Source organism: Burkholderia cenocepacia (genome assembly GCF_014211915.1).
Classification (GTDB): Bacteria; Pseudomonadota; Gammaproteobacteria; order Burkholderiales; family Burkholderiaceae; genus Burkholderia; species Burkholderia orbicola.
This window is the reverse complement of the sequence record NZ_CP060039.1, coordinates 1,620,286-1,638,004: the sequence shown is the minus strand read 5'-3', so window position 1 is coordinate 1,638,004 and position 17,719 is coordinate 1,620,286. Positions and strand designations below refer to the sequence as shown.

The 17,719-nt window shown below is 68.4% G+C and carries 18 protein-coding genes, 2 tRNA genes and 1 pseudogene; 14 read left to right on the top strand and 7 right to left on the bottom strand.

Translation table 11 applies throughout. The features are described from left to right. Positions 1-57 precede the first annotated feature (57 nt). From glp to SY91_RS07705, 3 genes are read left to right on the top strand one after another with little or no spacing between them, the layout of a single operon-like run. A complete protein-coding gene (gene glp, locus SY91_RS07715; protein ID WP_023475862.1) occupies positions 58-1,356 on the top strand; it encodes a gephyrin-like molybdotransferase Glp in 1,299 nt (432 codons plus the stop codon). A gap of 37 nt (positions 1,357-1,393) precedes the next feature. Continuing rightward, a complete protein-coding gene (locus tag SY91_RS07710) occupies positions 1,394-1,669 on the top strand; it encodes a hypothetical protein (protein ID WP_006476519.1) in 276 nt (91 codons plus the stop codon). After that, positions 1,666-2,151, top strand: coding sequence for a GNAT family N-acetyltransferase (locus SY91_RS07705; RefSeq protein WP_023475861.1), 486 nt, complete (start codon positions 1,666-1,668; stop codon positions 2,149-2,151). Before SY91_RS07710 ends, SY91_RS07705 begins: the two co-directional genes overlap by 4 nt. 90 nt (positions 2,152-2,241) lie before the next feature. On the opposite strand, the gene rmuC is transcribed toward SY91_RS07705, so the two are convergent. From rmuC to pncB, 5 genes are all read right to left on the bottom strand, one after another. After that, entirely contained in the window at positions 2,242-3,717 is a 1,476-nt protein-coding gene (gene rmuC / locus SY91_RS07700; RefSeq protein ID WP_023475860.1) for a DNA recombination protein RmuC, read from the bottom strand. Beyond that, complete coding sequence (locus SY91_RS07695) at positions 3,714-4,703, bottom strand: 2-hydroxyacid dehydrogenase (protein WP_012328142.1); 990 nt, start codon at positions 4,701-4,703, stop codon at positions 3,714-3,716. The genes rmuC and SY91_RS07695 overlap by 4 nt, the downstream gene beginning before the upstream one ends. 81 nt (positions 4,704-4,784) lie before the next feature. Beyond that, positions 4,785-6,218 (bottom strand): sodium:proton antiporter, encoded by a 1,434-nt coding sequence (locus SY91_RS07690; protein ID WP_023475859.1) that lies wholly within the window; start codon positions 6,216-6,218, stop codon positions 4,785-4,787. 42 nt (positions 6,219-6,260) lie between these two features. Further along, on the bottom strand, positions 6,261-6,923 hold the full coding sequence (locus tag SY91_RS07685) for a lactate utilization protein C (RefSeq protein ID WP_011544921.1): 663 nt from the start codon (positions 6,921-6,923) through the stop codon (positions 6,261-6,263). Positions 6,924-7,010: 87 nt separating this feature from the next. Beyond that, positions 7,011-8,210, bottom strand: coding sequence for a nicotinate phosphoribosyltransferase (pncB, locus tag SY91_RS07680; RefSeq protein ID WP_027805402.1), 1,200 nt, complete (start codon positions 8,208-8,210; stop codon positions 7,011-7,013). Between the two features lie 288 nt (positions 8,211-8,498). Between pncB and fdxA the strand changes: the two genes are divergently transcribed. From fdxA to SY91_RS07640, 8 genes are all read left to right on the top strand, one after another. Next, positions 8,499-8,822, top strand: a complete 324-nt coding sequence (gene fdxA, locus SY91_RS07675; RefSeq protein WP_011544919.1) for a ferredoxin FdxA — start codon at positions 8,499-8,501, stop codon at positions 8,820-8,822. Positions 8,823-8,924: 102 nt separating this feature from the next. After that, positions 8,925-9,000 (top strand) — tRNA-Asn (locus SY91_RS07670). 71 nt (positions 9,001-9,071) lie between these two features. Beyond that, positions 9,072-9,147 (top strand) — tRNA-Asn (locus tag SY91_RS07665). 127 nt (positions 9,148-9,274) lie between these two features. Further along, positions 9,275-9,760, top strand: a complete 486-nt coding sequence (locus SY91_RS07660) for a CreA family protein (protein ID WP_011544918.1) — start codon at positions 9,275-9,277, stop codon at positions 9,758-9,760. 59 nt (positions 9,761-9,819) lie between these two features. Further along, positions 9,820-10,740: an AraC family transcriptional regulator gene (locus SY91_RS07655; protein ID WP_023475856.1), complete on the top strand. Its 921-nt coding sequence runs from the start codon at positions 9,820-9,822 to the stop codon at positions 10,738-10,740. Between the two features lie 126 nt (positions 10,741-10,866). Further along, positions 10,867-11,634 carry an AzlC family ABC transporter permease gene (locus SY91_RS07650; protein WP_043887329.1) on the top strand — a complete coding sequence of 256 codons (768 nt, stop codon included), beginning with the start codon at positions 10,867-10,869 and terminating at the stop codon, positions 11,632-11,634. Continuing rightward, a complete protein-coding gene (locus tag SY91_RS07645; RefSeq protein WP_023475854.1) occupies positions 11,631-11,969 on the top strand; it encodes an AzlD domain-containing protein in 339 nt (112 codons plus the stop codon). Before SY91_RS07650 ends, SY91_RS07645 begins: the two co-directional genes overlap by 4 nt. Before the next feature lie 160 nt (positions 11,970-12,129). Beyond that, entirely contained in the window at positions 12,130-12,906 is a 777-nt protein-coding gene (locus SY91_RS07640; protein WP_023475853.1) for a DUF4088 family protein, read from the top strand. A 131-nt stretch (positions 12,907-13,037) separates the two neighbouring features. On the opposite strand, the gene SY91_RS07635 is transcribed toward SY91_RS07640, so the two are convergent. After that, positions 13,038-13,439 carry a hypothetical protein gene (locus tag SY91_RS07635; RefSeq protein ID WP_011544915.1) on the bottom strand — a complete coding sequence of 134 codons (402 nt, stop codon included), beginning with the start codon at positions 13,437-13,439 and terminating at the stop codon, positions 13,038-13,040. A 266-nt stretch (positions 13,440-13,705) separates the two neighbouring features. Here SY91_RS07635 and SY91_RS07630 point away from each other — a divergent pair, with 266 nt between their 5' ends. The 3 genes from SY91_RS07630 to fumC all read left to right on the top strand — a co-directional run bounded on the left by SY91_RS07630 (position 13,706) and on the right by fumC (position 17,040). Beyond that, positions 13,706-13,924 (top strand): RNA-binding S4 domain-containing protein, encoded by a 219-nt coding sequence (locus tag SY91_RS07630; protein ID WP_006486208.1) that lies wholly within the window; start codon positions 13,706-13,708, stop codon positions 13,922-13,924. A 138-nt stretch (positions 13,925-14,062) separates the two neighbouring features. Further along, a complete protein-coding gene (gene norM, locus SY91_RS07625) occupies positions 14,063-15,451 on the top strand; it encodes a multidrug efflux MATE transporter NorM (protein ID WP_023475852.1) in 1,389 nt (462 codons plus the stop codon). A gap of 194 nt (positions 15,452-15,645) precedes the next feature. Continuing rightward, the gene (gene fumC, locus SY91_RS07620) at positions 15,646-17,040 is read left to right on the top strand and encodes a class II fumarate hydratase (protein WP_011544913.1); all 1,395 of its coding nucleotides are present in this window, start codon (positions 15,646-15,648) and stop codon (positions 17,038-17,040) included. 46 nt (positions 17,041-17,086) lie between these two features. Here the strand turns inward: fumC and SY91_RS07615 are convergent. Beyond that, positions 17,087-17,598 (bottom strand): annotated as a pseudogene (locus SY91_RS07615) (acyl-CoA thioesterase). Positions 17,599-17,719: the final 121 nt, after the last annotated feature.

Genomic DNA, 17,719 nt, shown 5'->3' with positions numbered 1-17,719 from the left:
CACCCTCCTCGCGCCACCGGCCACGAACCCGATACGCCTTGCGGCGCAGTCCGACTGATGATCACGCACTCCTCGCCCGCCTCCCGAACCGCACCCGACCCCGATGCCCCGCTGTCGCTCGCCGACGCGCAGGCGCTCGCGTGCCGCTTCGCGGTGCCCGTCGACGCGTGTGACACGGTGACGCTGCGCGAGGCGCTCGATCGCGTGCTCGCGGCCGACGTGAGCGCGCCGTTCGACATTCCCGCGTACGACAACTCGGCCATGGACGGCTATGCGTTCGACGGCGCCGCCGCGGCATTCGCATCGGCGCAGGGCGAGGTCGCGATGCCGGTCGCCGGCACCGCGTTCGCCGGCCATCCGTTCGACGGCGCCGTGGCGGCCGGTGCATGCGTGCGCATCATGACGGGCGCGCCGATGCCGGCCGGATGCGACACGGTGATTCCGCAGGAACGCGTGCGCGTCGACGGCGACACGATCCGCTTCGCCGCGCACGACGTCGCGCGCGGCGCGAACTGCCGCCGGGCCGGCGAGGATCTCGCGCGCGGCGCCTGTGCGCTCGCCGCGGGCCGCATCCTGCGGCCGTCCGATCTCGGCCTGCTCGCGTCGTTCGGCATCGCCGACGTCACGGTGCGCCGCCGCGTGCGCGTCGCGGTGTTCTCGACCGGCGACGAGTTGCGCGAGCCCGGCGAACCGCTCGGCCGCGGCGCGCTGTACGACAGCAATCGCGGCATGCTGATCGCGATGCTCGAACGGCTGCACGTCGACACGATCGACCTCGGCATCGTCCGCGACGACCCGGCCGCGCTCGAAACCGCGTTGCGCAACGCCATCGCCGCGCAAGCCGATGCGGTCATCACGTCGGGCGGCGTATCGGTCGGCGAAGCCGACTTCACGCGCGACGTGATGGCGCGGCTCGGCGACGTGACATTCGCGAGTCTCGCGCTGCGGCCCGGCCGGCCGCTCGCGTGCGGCACGCTCGCCCGCGCGGCCGACGGCGCCGGCCACGCGCTGTTCTTCGGGCTGCCCGGCAATCCTGTCGCGTCCGCCGTGACGTTCCTTGCGATCGTGCGTCCTGCGCTGCTCAAGCTGGCCGGCACGCAAACGCCGCCGCCGGCCATGTATACGGCGCTCAGTACGCAGCCGTTGAAGAAGCGTCCCGGCCGCACCGACTACCTGCGCGGCATCGCGACGCGCGCCGCCGACGGCCAATGGCACGTCGCGCCGACGGGATCGCAAAGCTCCGCGTCGCTGAGCGGTCTTGCCGCCGCCAACTGTTTCATCGTCCTGGGCCACGATACCGCGGCAGTCGACGCGGGCGCCCCGGTCGACATCCTGCCGCTCGACGGCCTGATCTGAATTCCAATCGGTATATTTCTACGGGGGCAATCCGCACATGAAGAAACAAATCTCGTCGATCGCCGCGGGGCAGACCGCAAAGGCGCTGATCCTCGTCTACCTGACGTTCAGCGTGCCGATCGTGCTGCTCGGCATTCTGGTCGCGTATATCCGCTACGGGATGGTCGAGTTGAGCACGATCCTGAGCGCACTGCTGCTGAACGCGATCCTCGGTTTCGTGCTGCTGTGGATCGCGTGCCATGCGTACAACTGGGTCGCATCGCGCTTCGGCGGCATCGAGATCGTGCTGTCCGATCCGCCGGAGGAAGCGTGAGCGGCACGCCGCTGATCCGCGCGGCCGACCCGCGCGACGTCGGCGCGATCCTCGCGCTGATGCGCGAGCTGGCCGAGTTCGAGAAGCTCACGCATCTGTTCGTCGCGACCGAAGCCGATCTCGCCGACGCGCTGTTCGGCGAGCACCCCGCTGCCGAAGCGCTGGTGGCCGAGCGCGACGGCGCGATCGTCGCGTATGCGCTGTTCTTCCACAACTACTCGACCTTCCTCGGCCGCCGCGGGCTCTATCTCGAGGATCTGTACGTGCAGCCGTCGCAGCGCGGCACGGGCCTCGGCACCGCGATGCTGCGTCATCTCGCGGCACTCGCCGTCGAGCGCCGTTGCGCGCGCTTCGAATGGTCGGTCCTCGACTGGAACCAGCCGGCAATCGATTTCTACGAGAAGATGGGCGCGTCCGTGCTGCCGGAGTGGCGCATCGTGCGCGTGACGGGCGACGCGCTGGACACGCTCGCCGCGCATTGAGGGCGAGCCGGCCGCGCCGGCGATCGCCACACAAGAAAACGGGCGCCGCGGCGCCCGTTTTTTCCGTCCGGCAGCGGCCGGCAACGCGCATCACGTGTCGTCCGCATCGGCGCCTTCGGCCCCGTCCGCGCCGAGCAGCCCGGCCGCCGTGTCGCCCGGCAGCGCCTCGACCTGCTTGAGCTTGCGACTCATCACCCGCGTGCGCTGCTCGGCAGACTCGATCGAACGCGTGACCGTTTCGAGCTGCGCCTTCGTGCGCGCGAGCACGTCGCCGAACTTGCCGAACTCCGTCTTGACCGCGCCGAGCACCTGCCACACCTCGCTCGAGCGCTGCTCGATCGCGAGCGTGCGGAACCCCATCTGCAGGCTGTTCAGTAGCGCGGTGAGCGTGGTCGGCCCGGCGACCGTCACGCGATAGTCGCGCTGGAGCAGGTCGGTCAGCCCCGGGCGGCGCAGGATCTCCGCATAGAGCCCCTCGGTCGGCAGGAACAGCAGCGCGAAATCGGTCGTGTGCGGCGGCGCGACGTACTTCTCGGCGATCGTGCGCGCTTCCATCCGCACCCGCGCCTCGAGCGCACGCGCCGCCTCCTCGACGGCCACCGCATCGGCGCGCTCCTGCGCGTCGATCAGCCGCTCGTAGTCTTCGCGCGGGAATTTCGCGTCGATCGGCAGCCACACCGGCGGCGCGTCGCGCGTGCCGGCATCGCGGCCCGGCAGCCGGATCGCGAATTCGACGCGCTCGGTGCTCTTCGGCACCGTCGCGACGTTCTTCGCGTACTGGTCGGCCGTCAGCATCTGTTCGAGCAGCGCTTCGAGCTGCACCTCGCCCCAGGTGCCGCGCGTCTTCACGTTGGTCAGCACCTTCTTCAGGTCGCCGACACCGGCCGCGAGCGTCTGCATCTCGCCGAGCCCGCGATGCACCTGCTCGAGCCGGTCCGACACGAGCTTGAACGATTCGCCGAGCCGCTGCTCGAGCGTCGCATGCAGCTTCTCGTCGACGGTGCGACGCATCTCCTCGAGCTTCGCTGCGTTGTTCGTCTCGATTTCCTTCAACCGCTGTTCGAGCGTCGCACGTACTTCCCCGATCCGGCGATCGTTCGCCTCGGTCAGTTGCGTGAGCTGCCGGTGCAACGTGTCGCCGAACAGCCGCAACGCGCCAGTCTGTTCCTCGCGCGCCTGCTGGGCCTGGCGCTGCAGGCTCTCGCGCATCGCGTCGAACTGCTGCGCGTTGCCGGCGACGAGCTTGCCGAGCTGCTGCGCGAACCCCTCGATCTGGTTGTTCTGCACGGTCGCCACGCTCGTCAGTTGCGCGGCGAGCGTCTGCTGCAACTGGACGAAGCTGCCGGCCAGCTCGGTACGCGAGCCGCGTGCGTTTTCGACGATCTCGCCGCGCAATTCGCGTTCGAGCCGCTCGACCGCGCGCGCCTGCGCATGCGCGGCGTCCTCGATCTGATCGCCGAGCACGGCCGCATCGTCGTGGCGGCCGCCGCGCACGAGCGCGACGATCGCCACCGCGAGCGCGACGGCCAGCACGACGACCGCCGCCAGCAACAACGTCATCGTCATGCGCGCGGCTTCCCGATCACGTCAGGGTTGATCGGATTCGGCGGCTGCCCCGCACGCGGTCCCTCGCCGAGCGCGGCGATCAGGTTGTCGGCAGCGAGATTCGCCATCGCGCGGCGGGTCTTTTCGGTCGCGCTCGCGATATGCGGCGTCAGCACGACGTTCGGCACCTCGAGCAGCGCCGGATGCACGCTCGGCTCGCCCTCGTACACGTCGAGGCCGGCCGCGGCGATCGTCCCGTCGCGCAGCGCGACGGCCAGCGCCGCATCGTCGACGATCCCGCCACGCGCGATATTGGTCAGCGTCGCCGTGGGTTTCATCTTCGCGAGCTCGGCCGCGCCGATCGTGTGATGGTTCTCCTTCGTGTACGGCAGCACGAGCACGACATGATCGGCGCGCGCGAGCAGCGCATCCTTCGACACGTATTCAGCATTCAGCTCGGCCTCGATCTCCGGCGCGACCCGCGACCGGTTGTGATAGATCACCTGCATCCCGAAGCCACGCGCGCGGCGCGCGAGCGCCTGGCCGATGCGGCCCATCCCGATCACGCCGAGCGTCGAGCCGTGGATGTCGGTGCCGAGGAAGCCGTCGTACGCCCACTTCTGCCAGTGACCGGCGCGCAGCCAGTGTTCGGATTCGGCGATCCGGCGCGCGGCGGCCATCATCAGCGCCCAGCCGAAATCGGCGGTCGACTCGTTCAGCACGTCTGGCGTGTTGGTGCCGAGCACGTTCGCCGCGTTGAACGCAGCCATGTCGAAGTTGTTGTAGCCGACCGCCATGTTCGCCACGACCCGCAGGCGCGGCGCCGCCGCGAGCGTGGCCGCGCCGACCGGGTCGCCGGCCGTCAGCGCGCCGTCCTTGTCGGCCAGACGCGCGGCGAGCGCGTCGGGCGCGAGTGCGTCGCCGTCGTTCCAGTCGACGTCGAAATACTGCTTGAGCCGTTCGATCACGTCCGGAAAGATCGGACGCGCGACCAGAATCTTCTGCATCGCCATCTCCGCATGCCGCGGACGGATCGCGGCGCGCCATGCGCCGCCGGAGCCGCCCGCTCGGGGTTGAAAAACGTCAGCTTACGCCGTGAAGAAAAGCCACGACGTCAGCAGGAATACCGGTATCAGCACGACGAGCGCCCAGCCAAGATACGCGAAGAAGCTCGGCATCTTCACGCCGCGCGATTCGGCGATCGCCTTCACCATGAAATTCGGCGCGTTGCCGATATAGCTGTTCGCGCCCATGAACACCGCGCCGGCGGAAATCGCGGCGAGCGTCGATGCGCCGGTCGTCATCAGCGTCTGCGCATCGCCGCCCGCAAGGTTGAAGAACACGAGATAGGTCGGTGCGTTGTCGAGGAACGACGACAGGATGCCCGTCGCCCAGAAGTACATCGCGTCGATCGGCCTGCCGTCGGGCCCGGTGACGAGATGCACGATCTGTGCGAACGCGCCGTCCGCGCCCGCGCGCAGGATCACGATTACCGGCGCAATCGTCACGAAGATGCCCGCGAACAGCTTCGCGACTTCCTCGATCGGCGCCCAGTTGAATGCGTTGCCCTCGCGCGCGGAACGCGGCGTCAGCGCGAGCGACGCGAGCGTCACCACCACGAGCGCGACGTCGCGCACGAGATTCTGCAGCGCGACGTGCGTACCCCACACGTCGAACGAGATGCCCGGCTTCCACACGCCGCTCATCAGCACGAGCGCGATCACGACCGCCAGCAGCACGAAGTTGATCTTGCCGTCGATCGACAGCGCCGCGCCGTCGGGCGTCGGATCGAGCGCGGCCGGCCGCTCCTCGCCGCCCTTCCGGTAGAAGTACGTATCGAGCACGAAGAACAGCGTCAGCAGCACCACGCAGATGAACAGCATCGGCAGCGCGAGATGGGTGGTCGTCCAGAAGAAGCTCACGCCGTTCAGGAAGCCGAGGAACAGCGGCGGATCGCCGAGCGGCGACAGCGAGCCGCCCGCATTCGCGACGAGGAAGATGAAGAAGATCACGACGTGCACGACATGCTTGCGGTTGTCGTTGGCGCGCAGCAGCGGCCGGATCAGCAGCATCGCGGCGCCCGTCGTACCCATCACGCTCGCGAGCAGCGTGCCGAGCGCGAGGATCGCGGTATTCAGCTTCGGCGAGCCATGCAGGTTGCCGTTCACGCAGATGCCGCCCGCGACCGTGTAGAGCGCGGTGAGCAGCACGATGAACGGAATGTATTCCTCGAGCAGCGCATGCACGAGCGTGCCGAACGCGGTGCCGGCGCCGAACGCGACCGCGAACGGCGCCAGGAACACGATCGCCCAGCCGGCGGCGATCTTGCCGAAGTGGTGATGCCAGAACACGGGGGCGACGAGCGGGAACAGCGCGATGGACAGCAGGATTCCCGCGAACGGGATGCCCCAGAGCGCGGACAGCGTGGCACCGTCGAGCGTGGCGGCCGATGCGAGCGCGGGAGCGGCGCCAAGCGCGATTCCCGACGCCATGCCCGCCCAGGCGGCGGCATGTCGTTTCATGCGGAACTTCCTTGTCGAGTAGGGGTGAATACAGCGGGCGCGTCAGGCGCCCCGTACGACGATCGCGTGCACGCGGTACGGGCCGTGCGCACCCAGAATGATCGTTTGCTCGATGTCGCCCGTGCGCGACGGGCCCGACACGAAATTGACCGCGCGCGGCAACTCGCCGCGCTCCGCGCGAATCAGTGCGAACGCGTCTTCATGACCGGCGACGATGCGTGACGCCGGCACGATCGCGATGTGGGTTTCCGGCAGCAGGCCGGCCGATGCGTAAGTGTCGGGGCCGGACAGCAACACCAGCGACCCCGTTTCGGCGGTCGCGCAGAAGCAGCCGGTCAGGCCGACGAGATCGCCGTCGCGCGGCTTGCGGCACTCGACCGACAGGCCGGCGCCGGCCCAGTCGAGATCGGCCAGCGTGCGCCATGCGACGGCCTGCGTCGGCAGACCATGAGCGGCAAGATAGCGGGCGGCGGCGGCGGGCACATCGGCCAGCGTCGCGACTTCGTCGACCGTGGTCGACAGGCGCCCCGCTTCGTCGACGAAAGCGGCGACGAGGTCGGCCGGCGCCGGCGGGCGCGGGCCCTCCGGATGACGGGCGAGATAGTCGGCGACGCCGTCGCGCTCCGCTGCATCGGGTTCGGCCGCGCGCCCCTGCGCCGCGCGGATGCGCGCGAGGATCTGGCGACGGGCAGCGGAAGTGTCCATGAACGGTCCTCGTGACGTTGGCGTGCAATACGTCGGATTATACCGGCCACCCCTGCCGCGACACACCTTCGGCCGAACGGCCGACGCCTACTTCGACGCGTCTTCCTCGACCGGCTGCGCGATGCCGAACACCTGCCGCAGGTACGCGAGATACGCCTTGTCGTCGCACATGCTCTTGCCCGGCGAATCGGACAGCTTCGCGACCGGCTGGCCGTTGCAGCGAACCATCTTGATCACGATCTGCAGCGGCACGTAGCCGAGATCGTTGGTGAGGTTGGTGCCGACGCCGAACGCGAGCTTGCAGCGGCCGCGGAACCGTTCGTACAGCTGCATGACCTTCGGGATGTCGAGCGCGTCCGAGAACACGAGCACCTTGGTGCGCGGGTCGCACCGGTTCGCCTCGTAATGGCGCAGCATCCGCTCGCCCCACTCGAACGGATCGCCCGAATCGTGGCGCGCGCCGTCGAACAGCTTGCAGAAGTACATGTCGAAGTCGTTCAGGAACGCGTCCATGCCGTAGACGTCCGACAGCGCGATCCCGAGGTCGCCGCGATATTCCTTCGCCCACATCTCGAAGCCGTAGATCTGCGAGTCGCGCAGCCGCGGGCCGAGCGCCTGGCACGCCTGCAGGTATTCGTGCGCCATCGTGCCGAGCGGCGTGATGTCGTGCTTCATCGCGTACAGCACGTTGCTCGTGCCCGCGAACTGCGGGCCGAGCCCGTCGCGCAGCGTGAGCGCGACTTCCTCGTGCCAGACCTTCGAGAAGCGCCGGCGCGTGCCGTAGTCGGCGATCTTGCAGTCGGCGAATTCGGGCTTCGCGCCGAGCAGCTTGATCTTCTCGCGCAGCCGCTCGCGCCCTTCGCGATAGTCGGGCTCGCGCTGCGTGTTGCGGAAATAGACTTCGTTGACGATCGCGAGCACGGGGATCTCGAACAGGATCGTATGCAGCCACGGCCCCTCGATCACGATGTCGATTTCGCCGTTGCCCTTCGGCGACGGCGTGATCGAGATGTACTTCTCGTTCAGGTGGAACAGCGCGAGGAAGTCGACGAAGTCGCTCTTGATGAAGCGCATCCGCCGCAGGTAGTCGAGTTCGACGTCGGCAAAGCGCAGCGAGCACAGGCCGCGCACCTCGTCGCGAATCTCGTCGATGTACGGCACGAGATCGACGCCGGGCGTGCGGCACCGGAAGCGGTATTCGACGTTTGCAGCCGGGAAGTGATGCAGGACGACCTGCATCATCGTGAACTTGTAGAGATCCGTGTCGAGCAGCGAAGTGATGATCATGATGACGGCAGCGCCAATATCGTGACCGGCCCCGGCGCACCGCGCGCCGCCCGGTCTGTCGGTCATGTTACCCGAATGCGGGACGGACCATCGTGAAACCGCCCCGCCGCCTTGCCGCATCGTGCCGGCGCCCGACGTGCGCGTACCCGTCTTGCACATCCCATAAACTAATCACGAAACGATATAAGCCGGATAGCCGACCTCGTCATGCGGGTTTTGCGCTTCAGTTACAATGCCGCTTTTGGCGCAAACGCCACCCCATATATACCGCCAAGCAGGAGCGTTTTAATGACTCACGTTGTGACCGAAGGCTGCATCAAGTGCAAATACACGGATTGCGTGGATGTGTGCCCGGTGGATTGCTTCCGTGAAGGTCCCAACTTTCTCGCCATCGATCCGGACGAGTGCATCGACTGCGCCGTGTGCGTCGCCGAATGCCCGACCAATGCGATCTATGCCGAAGAAGACGTTCCGGGCGACCAGCAGCAGTTCACCGAGCTGAATGCCGAGCTGGCGAAGAATTGGCCGTCGATCACGAAGACCAAGCCGGCGCCGGCCGACGCGGACGAGTGGAAGGACGTGCAGGACAAGCTGCACCTGCTCGAGCGCTGATCGCGCGGCGGCCGCAAAAAATTTTATGCGCCGCGGCCCCAAAGTGTTGACAGGTTAGCGAACACTCCATACAATCTCGTTTCTCTGCTGTTGCTTGTTTGTTCCCCGATAGCTCAGTCGGTAGAGCGCCGGACTGTTAATCCGTAGGTCCCTGGTTCGAGCCCAGGTCGGGGAGCCAAAAACGCAAAAGCCCGTTGAAAGTGGACGGGTTTTTTGTTGGAAAACACAGCACGCAGATGTACCGATTTATTCCCGATAGCTCAGTCGGTAGAGCGCCGGACTGTTAATCCGTAGGTCCCTGGTTCGAGCCCAGGTCGGGGAGCCAAATAGCGAAAGGCCCGTCATGCGACGGGCCTTTTGTTTTTCCGGCCACCGTTCCGTCTTTCTGCTTTTCGTGGCCCGGTCATGCGCATGCTAGAGTCTCTGTCCCGCATTCGCATCCGGTTCCGTCGATGAAGCATCGTCTCCTGCGCTCCGCGCCCCTCGCCCTCCTGCTCTCCGCCTTCGCCGCGGCACCGTTCGCGCATGCGGAGGAAGTCGGCAGCGTCAACACCCATTTCCGCGTCACGGGTTCCGACCGCGTGGTCGTCGAGGCCTATGACGATCCGGTCGTGACCGGCGTGACCTGCTACGTGTCGCGCGCCCGCACCGGCGGGATCAAGGGCACGCTCGGCGTGGCCGAGGACCCCAGCGAAGCGTCGATCGCGTGCCGGCAGGTCGGCCCGATCAGCTTCAAGGAACCGGTCAAGCAGCAGGCCGACGTCTTCAGCGAACGCATGTCGTTCATCTTCAAGACGCTGCACGTCGTGCGCGTGGTCGACAAGAAACGCAACACGATCGTCTATCTGACCTACAGCGACCGCATCGTCAGCGGCAGCCCGAAGAACGCCGTCACCGCGGTGCCGATGCCGGCCGGCACGACGATTCCGGTCAAGTAAGGCCGCACCCGCCGGGCGCGCGAGCGATACACTGTCGGTTCGACCGCTCGCGCCCGATCATGTCCACCACCCGCCTCCCCGATTCCGCACGCTACTGGCGTACGCCGCTCGTGCCGGACGCGGATCTGCTCACGGCCACCTATCGCGATCACGCGTTCGCGCCCCACTGGCACGACGCGTACACGATCCCCGTGATTCTCGAAGGCGCGGAACGCTTTACCTATCGCGGCACCGGCTACGTCGCCGAAACGGGCACCGTGCCCGTGATCAATCCCGGTGAAGTGCATACGGGCTCGCGTGCCGCCGACGAAGGCTGGTGCTATCGCGTCAGCTACATGCCGGTCGAATTCATCCACGAGCTCGCGAGTACGATCGCGGGCCGCCCGCAGGATGCGCCCTGGTTTGCCCCCGACGTGATCCGCGACGCCGATCTCGCGGCCCGGCTCACGCTCGCGCACCGGATGCTGGAAGCCGGCAGCGAGCGCGCGCTGTCGTCGCAGGCCGATGCGCCCGGACAGCCGGCCGGCGATCCGGCGGCCGGCGATTCGGCCACCGGCGCGCCGCGCATCTACGATCCGCTCGCCGCCGAAACCGCGATGCTCGACGCGCTGTCGACGCTGATCGTGCGCCACGCCGACGTGCGGCCGCAACCGGCGCCGCTCGCGGCCGACGAGCCACGCGTCGACGCGATGCGCGAGCGGCTCGCTGCCGACCTGACGTGCACGGTGACGCTCGACGACGTCGCGCAGACGGTCGGCCTGTCGCCATTTCACGCGGCGCGCCTGTTCACACGTACGACCGGCATGCCGCCGCATGCGTGGCGCAACCAGCTGCGGCTGCAGCGCGCGCTGGCGCCGTTGCGCGCGGGCGTGCCGGTCGCCGATGTCGCCGCGGCCAGCGGCTTCGTCGACCAGAGTCACTTCACGCGGCATTTCAAACGGATGTTCGGCGTGCCGCCCGGGCGCTGGCAGGCAAGCTGACGCCGGCTTCCCGCCATCGTCGGTCGCGCCGTGATCCGTGCCGGCCGGCACGTGAGCACCGGCCCCGCTCCGGCGGGCGCAAGAACATACAAGCCGGCTCGCCGCCGGCCCGCTATCCTCCCGCTCATGGAGGAGCGCTTCTTGAACAAGACACCCGCATCACCCCCGCGCCGCCCGCTCAACGAATGGCTCGATGGCGCGCGCGACACGATCCCGATGATGATCGGCGCCGCGCCGTTCGGCGTGATATTCGGCACGCTCGTCGGCGGCGGTCCGCTCGCCGCGTGGCACGGCGCACTGATGTCGCTTGCCGTGTTCGCGGGCTCCGCGCAATTCATCGCGCTCGGCCTGATCGCCGGCAGCGCCAGTTTCGTCGTCGTGCTCGCCACGACGCTGATCGTGAACCTGCGCCACCTGCTGTACAGCGCGACGCTCGCGCCCTATGTCGCCCACCTGCCGCTGCGCTGGCGCGCGACGCTCGGCGCGTTGATGACCGACGAGGTGTTCGCGGTCGCCTACGGCCACTACCGGCACTACCCGCCCGGTACGATCGGCCCCCACTACTTTTTCGGCTCCGGGCTCGCGATGTACCTGAACTGGCAGGTCTGGACGCTCGCGGGCATCGGCTTCGGCGCGGCGTTCCCGGGCCTGCAGTCGCTCGGCCTCGATTTCGCGATGGCAGCGACCTTCATCGCGATCGTCGTCCCGCAGCTCGGCACGCTGCGCTACTTCGCGGCGGCCGCCACGGCGGGCACGCTCGCGTACTTCTGGCAGGGCTGGCCGTACAAGCTCGGGCTGCTCGGCGCGGTCGCCGCCGGCGTCGCGATCGGCGTCGTGCTCACGCTGCGGCACGATCGCACGCACGCCAACGCTCGTTCGGGGGCCGCATCGTGAGCTACGCGCTGTTGATCCTCGGGATGGCCGTCATCACGTATGCGATCCGCTCGACGCTGTTCCTGTTCGGCGAGCGGCTGACGTTCCCGCCGCTCGTGCGGACCGCGCTCGCCTTCGTGCCGGTCACCGTGCTGACCGCGATCATCGTGCCGATGACCGTCTCGCCGCACGGCGGCACGGCCGAGCTGACCTGGCGCAATCCGCAGCTCGTCGGCGCACTCGCGGCCGTGCTCGTGTCGGCCGCGACCCGCCGCCCGCTCGTGACGATCGCGGCCGGGCTCGTGGTGTTCTTCGTGTGGCAAGGGGCCGTCCTCCCGCACTGGCCGGCTACCTGAGCGCACGCTCCATATCGCGCGCTCAAGTTTCCGCCCGGTGCGCCGATATAGGAGAGGAAGACCCGCCACCGGCCCCGGCGCGCACCGGTCAGTCGACGCTGCGCCCGCCCCGGTGCGCCGTGCCGACGCCGGCTTGCGCGGGCCCCCATCGAGACGATTCATGGGCCAGATCACCCTTTCCCTCAAGGACGACACGCTCGAGTCCCTGCGCAAGGACTACGACGCGTTCGTCCGCGTGTCGCTGAAACTCGACCCGCAATTCGCGACGCCGTCGTTCGAGGATTTCCTGCGCGCCAAGCTGCTCGACAACATGGTGCCGCTCACCGAGCACGCCGTGCAGCGGATGCTGCAGGGCGGCCAGTACGCGTGGGCCAAGCGCACGCTCGACAAGGAATTTCCGGACGTCGTCGCGATCCTGATGCGGCAGGCCGGCGAATTCGGCTTCGGCTTCGCGTCGCGCTCCGAATGGACGCCCGACGAACTCGCGAAGGCGTGCCGCGACTGGGCGAAGGCGATCGTCGCCGAAGCGCAGGGCGATGCGTCGCTGATCGACCCGCTCGCGTCGCAGATCAAGGGCGCCGCGCAGGACATCCAGACGCTCGAGGAACTGATGCAGACGCCTGCGTGGCGGCTCGCGGAATCGCTGCGACAGCGGATCTACGAGGCCAAGCTCGCGTGCGAGATGAGCGTCGGCAGCATTGCCCGCGACAAGCTCGGCGAATTGCGCGGACTGCTGCGGCTCGGGCTCGCGCACGGCTCGTTCCAGAAGCAGGAAGCGCAGCAGATCATGGAATACCTGCGGCTGCTGAAGCCGGAGATCTTCGTCGAGGAACCGTATGACGTCTTCGCGCGGCTCGCCGCGTGGCTGCGCAGCGTGTTCACCCCTGCTGCCGTGCGGCCGCCGCAGGGGCAGGGACAAGGGCAGCGCCGGCCGTAAGCGCGCGTCCCGCTGAACGCATCACCTGATGAAAATGGCCCGGTTCGCGCGGAGCGAACCGGGCCGCCGGACGATCGCCCGTCGCGACGCGCCGTCCGAAGACGAGCGTCGCGACAAGCCCCGGGCACCGCTTACTGCGTGGCGCCCTGGGCCGATGCACCGCCCTGCGCGCCGACCGATGCGCCGCCTTCGGTCGCGTCGTCGGCCTTCGCCTTGGCCGAACCCGCATGGCTCTTGGCCGACTTCGCCGCATGCTTCGTATGCTTCTTGGTCGAATGGACGGCCGACGACGTCGTATCCTTCGCGCCATCGGCTGCCGCGCCGACCGCATCGGTCGCACCGCCCGCCGCATTGCCCGACGCGTTCGCGCCGGCACCACCCTGCACGCCTGCACCGGCACCAGCGGCCGGCGTCTGCGCCTGCACGCCGGCACCGGCCGCGCCTTGCGCCGTCGTGCCCGTCTGGGCGAATGCGGCCGAAGTGGCGAACGCCGTCAGCGCGGCACCGATCAGCATCGTACGAATCTTGGACATGGCAATTCTCCTCAAGAAGTTGTGCGTCCGGTCCGCAGCGATGCGGTCCGTCGCGTTCCCCGCCGCAACACGCAACAGGTACGACAGAAGACCCGCGGCCCGCGCGGCCGGTTCGCGAATCTCTCAGACTGTTACCCACCGTTTCATTTGCTGACGAATCGCTCACAGTCCTTTACAACGTGCGCCGGCCGCCCGCGCTCGCGTGCCGGCCCCGGTGCCGTATGATGCGGAGCGTTTCCTCCCGCGCGTCGCGCACCTTCCTCGTCATGCCCAATCTGGATTTCACGCTGACCGGCGAATACGTCGAGCTGCACAACCTTCTCAAGATCACCGGCCTCGCGGACAGCGGCGGCACCGCGAAGCTGATCGTCGCGTCCGGCGCCGTGAAAGTGGACGGCGCGGTCGAGCTGCGCAAGACCTGCAAGATTCGCGCGGGCCAGGTCGTGCTGCTCGGCGACACGCGCATCGCGGTACGCGAGGCGTAGCGCCCGCCGGGGTTCCCCCTGCCCGCGACATGGCCATCGGCGCACGCGTTCGACACGGTACGAATAAAGCCGTAAGCTAGCCGTCTCTCAAAATAAATACATATAGCGCGGGCCCGCACCCGCGCGAGCGCCCATTCCATGTCGCATTCCGGTCTTACGCGGACGGCCGCCGCGCCGCCGTCCCTGTCCAGTCATGCCGCCGATACCGCGCGCCTCGCCGCACCGCTCGCGATCGCGCAACTCTCCCAGATGGCGATGAGCGTCACCGACACGGTGCTGCTCGGTTCGCTCGGCCCCGATTCGCTCGCGGCAGGCGGGCTCGGCGCGAACTTCTTCTTCGTGATCGTGACGATCCTGCAAGGCGTGCTGTCGTCGGTCAGCGTGAGCGTCGCGCACGCGCGCGGCGCGCAGGCCGAGGATCGCGTGCCGCACATCTACTGGACGGGCTTCGCGCTGTCCGTGCTGCTCGCGATTCCGGCAATCGTCGCGCTGTCGCTGGCCGAACCGATCCTGCTGATGTTCCACGAGCCGCCGCTGCTCGCGCATCACGTCGGCGAATACACGGGCATCCTGCGCTACGCGGCGCTCGGCAGCCTGATCGGCGTCGGGCTGATGCGCGCGTTCCTGCCCGCGATCGGCGCCGCGCGCCGCCTCCTGTGGGTGTCGATCGGCGGCGTTGGCGTGAACGGCGTGCTGAACTACGGGCTGATCCACGGCGCATTCGGGCTGCCGCGCTTGGGCTTTCTCGGCTCGGCCGTCGCGACGTCGATCACGATCTGGCTCACCGCGCTCGCCCTCATCTGGCTGCTGCACGGCCGGCAGCGCTTCCGCCATTTCGTGACCGCCGCGCGCCCGAAGCTGCCCGTGATGGGCGAGCTGATCGGCGTCGGCTGGCCGGTGGCGATCACGTACGGGGTCGAATCGACGCTGTTCCTCGCCACCGGCCTCACGGTCGGCGTGCTGGGCGCGACGTCGCTCGCCGCGCACCAGATCGCGCTGAACGTCGCGTCGGTGTCGTTCATGGTGCCGCTTGCGATCGGCCAGGCAGCCAACGTGCGCGTCGGCTACTGGATCGGCGCGGGCTCGCCCGTCGCCGCGCGGCACGCGGGCTTCGTCGCGCTGGCGCTCGGCGTCGGCTTCATGTCGCTGTCGGGCCTCGTGATGATCGTCGCGCCGCACACGATCGTCGGCCTGTACCTGCATCTCGACGATCCGGCCAACGCGGCCACGGTATCGCTCGCCGCGTCGCTGCTCGGCATCGCCGCGGTGTTCCAGATCGTCGACGGCATGCAGACCGTCGCGTCGGGTGCGCTGCGCGGCCTGAAGGACACGCGTATCCCGATGCTCGCCGCGACCTTCGGCTACTGGGGCATCGGCTTCCCGACCGGCTACTGGTTCGCGTTCCACGCGGGCCTCGGCGCGCGCGGCCTGTGGTGGGGGCTCGCGGCCGGGCTCGCGAGCGTCGCCGCGCTGATGGCCTGGCGCTTTCACCGCAAGACCACTTCGCTGATCGCGACGGCCCGCTAGGGGCTGGTTACGCTCGTCACGAGCTTGCGCCGCCCCCAGGCGCGACACGACGCAAAATCGCGACCGGCGCTATGCTTATCGGTTGAACCCCTCGAGACGCCGCGCTAGCGGCGCGACTGCCTCACGATACGTCTGATTACGCCTGACGCCGCGCGACGACGCGCGGCCTTTCCCCTTTCCCGGAGGAGTGCATCATGAATGAAGCAGTTCGGATGGAACGCGACACGTTCGGCGAGATCGCCGTGCCGGCCGACCGGCTCTGGGGCGCGCAGACCGAGCGCTCGCTGCAGAATTTCCGGATCTCGACCGAGAAGCAGTCACCCGAGCTGATCCACGCGCTCGCGATCGTCAAGCGCGCCGCGGCGGCCGTCAACCAGTCGCTCGGCGTGCTCGCCGACGACAAGGCACACGCGATCATCGAAGCCGCCGACGAGATCATCGCCGGCAAGCATCCGCGCGAATTCCCGCTGGCGGTATGGCAGACCGGCTCCGGCACGCAGACCAACATGAACCTCAACGAGGTGATCGCGAATCGCGCGAGCGAGCTGCTGGGCGGCGAGCGCGGCGAAGCGCGCAAGGTTCATCCGAACGACGACGTGAACCGCGGCCAGTCGTCGAACGACGTGTTCCCGACCGCGATGCACATCGCGGCCGCGTATGCGATCGTCAATCACCTGCTGCCGGCGCTGCGCACGCTGCGCGCGACGCTCGACGCGAAGTCGAAGGCGTTTGCCGACATCGTCAAGATCGGCCGCACCCACCTGCAGGACGCCACGCCGCTCACGCTCGGCCAGGAGTTCTCCGGCTACGTCGCGCAGCTCGACCAGGGCATCCGTCACGTCGAATCGGCGCTGCCGCACCTGTACGAGCTCGCGCTCGGCGGCACCGCGGTCGGCACGGGGCTGAACGCGCATCCGGAGTTCGCGGTGCGCGTGGCCGACGAGATCGGCCGGCTCGCGAAGCTGCCGTTCGTGACGGCGCCGAGCAAGTTCGAGGTGATGGCGGCCGCCGACGCGCTGGTGTTCGCGCACGGCGCGCTGAAAACGGTCGCGGCCAGCCTGATGAAGATCGCGAACGACGTGCGCTGGCTCGCGAGCGGGCCGCGCTGCGGGCTCGGCGAGCTGTCGATTCCGGAAAACGAGCCGGGCAGCTCGATCATGCCGGGCAAGGTGAACCCGACGCAGTCGGAAGCCGTGACGATGCTGTGCTGCCAGGTGTTCGGCAACGACGTCGCGGTCAACGTCGGCGGCGCGAGCGGCAACTTCGAGCTGAACGTGTTCCGGCCGATGATCGCGCACAACGTGCTGCAGTCGGTGCGGCTGCTCGCCGACGGCGCGCAGAGCTTCAACGATCACTGCGCGGTGGGCATCGAGCCGAACCGCTCGCGCATCGACCTGTTGCTGAACGAATCGCTGATGCTCGTGACGGCGCTCAATCCGCACATCGGCTACGACAAGTCCGCGCAGATCGCGAAGAAGGCGCACAAGGAAGGCACGACGCTGAAGGCGGCCGCGCTCGCACTCGGCTACCTGACCGAGGCGGAATTCGATGCATGGGTGCGCCCCGAGCAGATGATCGGGACGCGGTAACGGCAGGACGGCGGGCGCGGCGCACCGAGCGCGGCGCCCGCGGCACTCAGACGGTGCCCTTCGCGACTTCTTCCGGCTTCATCTCGACGATCTTGTCGAGCGCGGCCCGCACGTCGGCCGCATATTTCGCGAGCACCCGCTGCTCGTCGGTTTCGGGACGAACGGCGGCACCGGCACCGGGTTGCCGTTCTCGTCGACCGCGACGAACACGACGAGGCAGTCGGTCGTCTGGCGCAGCACGCCGCCCTTCGGATCGCCGGCGTGCACCGACACATGGATGTGCATGCTGGTCCGGCCCGTCGCGACGACGCGCGCCTTCAGCTCGACCAGATTGCCGACCAGGATCGGGCGCTGGAAACGGATGTTGCCGACGCTGACCGTCACGCAATAGCGGCTCGACCAGACGGCCGCGCACGCATACGCGACCTCGTCGATCCACTTCATCAGCGCGCCGCCATGCACCTTGCCGCCGAAGTTCACGGACGAAGGCTCGGCAAGGAAGCGGAATACGGTTTCGGTGCGGTCGAGGGCGGCCGGCACGGGGGACGGTTGGGGCATTGTTGTGGCTCCAGGCGGCAGGGGCGCTGTGATCGGGCCATTATACGTTGCGCTGCGGCAACGCGGCGCGGCCAGCCCCGCGTGGCGGGGCTCCAGCGGCTATTCCGGCTCGCGCCCGAAC

Excerpts from the sequence above, each read along its gene's own strand:
- glp (WP_023475862.1), top strand. The coding sequence starts at position 58 with ATGATCACGCACTCCTCGCCCGCCTCCCGAACCGCACCCGACCCCGAT.
- SY91_RS07710 (WP_006476519.1), top strand. The coding sequence starts at position 1,394 with ATGAAGAAACAAATCTCGTCGATCGCCGCGGGGCAGACCGCAAAGGCG.
- rmuC (WP_023475860.1), bottom strand. The coding sequence starts at position 3,717 with ATGACGATGACGTTGTTGCTGGCGGCGGTCGTCGTGCTGGCCGTCGCG.
- SY91_RS07695 (WP_012328142.1), bottom strand. The coding sequence starts at position 4,703 with ATGCAGAAGATTCTGGTCGCGCGTCCGATCTTTCCGGACGTGATCGAA.
- SY91_RS07690 (WP_023475859.1), bottom strand. The coding sequence starts at position 6,218 with ATGAAACGACATGCCGCCGCCTGGGCGGGCATGGCGTCGGGAATCGCG.
- SY91_RS07685 (WP_011544921.1), bottom strand. The coding sequence starts at position 6,923 with ATGGACACTTCCGCTGCCCGTCGCCAGATCCTCGCGCGCATCCGCGCG.
- pncB (WP_027805402.1), bottom strand. The coding sequence starts at position 8,210 with ATGATCATCACTTCGCTGCTCGACACGGATCTCTACAAGTTCACGATG.
- fdxA (WP_011544919.1), top strand. The coding sequence starts at position 8,499 with ATGACTCACGTTGTGACCGAAGGCTGCATCAAGTGCAAATACACGGAT.
- SY91_RS07660 (WP_011544918.1), top strand. The coding sequence starts at position 9,275 with ATGAAGCATCGTCTCCTGCGCTCCGCGCCCCTCGCCCTCCTGCTCTCC.
- SY91_RS07655 (WP_023475856.1), top strand. The coding sequence starts at position 9,820 with ATGTCCACCACCCGCCTCCCCGATTCCGCACGCTACTGGCGTACGCCG.
- SY91_RS07650 (WP_043887329.1), top strand. The coding sequence starts at position 10,867 with ATGGAGGAGCGCTTCTTGAACAAGACACCCGCATCACCCCCGCGCCGC.
- SY91_RS07640 (WP_023475853.1), top strand. The coding sequence starts at position 12,130 with ATGGGCCAGATCACCCTTTCCCTCAAGGACGACACGCTCGAGTCCCTG.
- SY91_RS07635 (WP_011544915.1), bottom strand. The coding sequence starts at position 13,439 with ATGTCCAAGATTCGTACGATGCTGATCGGTGCCGCGCTGACGGCGTTC.
- SY91_RS07630 (WP_006486208.1), top strand. The coding sequence starts at position 13,706 with ATGCCCAATCTGGATTTCACGCTGACCGGCGAATACGTCGAGCTGCAC.
- norM (WP_023475852.1), top strand. The coding sequence starts at position 14,063 with ATGTCGCATTCCGGTCTTACGCGGACGGCCGCCGCGCCGCCGTCCCTG.
- fumC (WP_011544913.1), top strand. The coding sequence starts at position 15,646 with ATGAATGAAGCAGTTCGGATGGAACGCGACACGTTCGGCGAGATCGCC.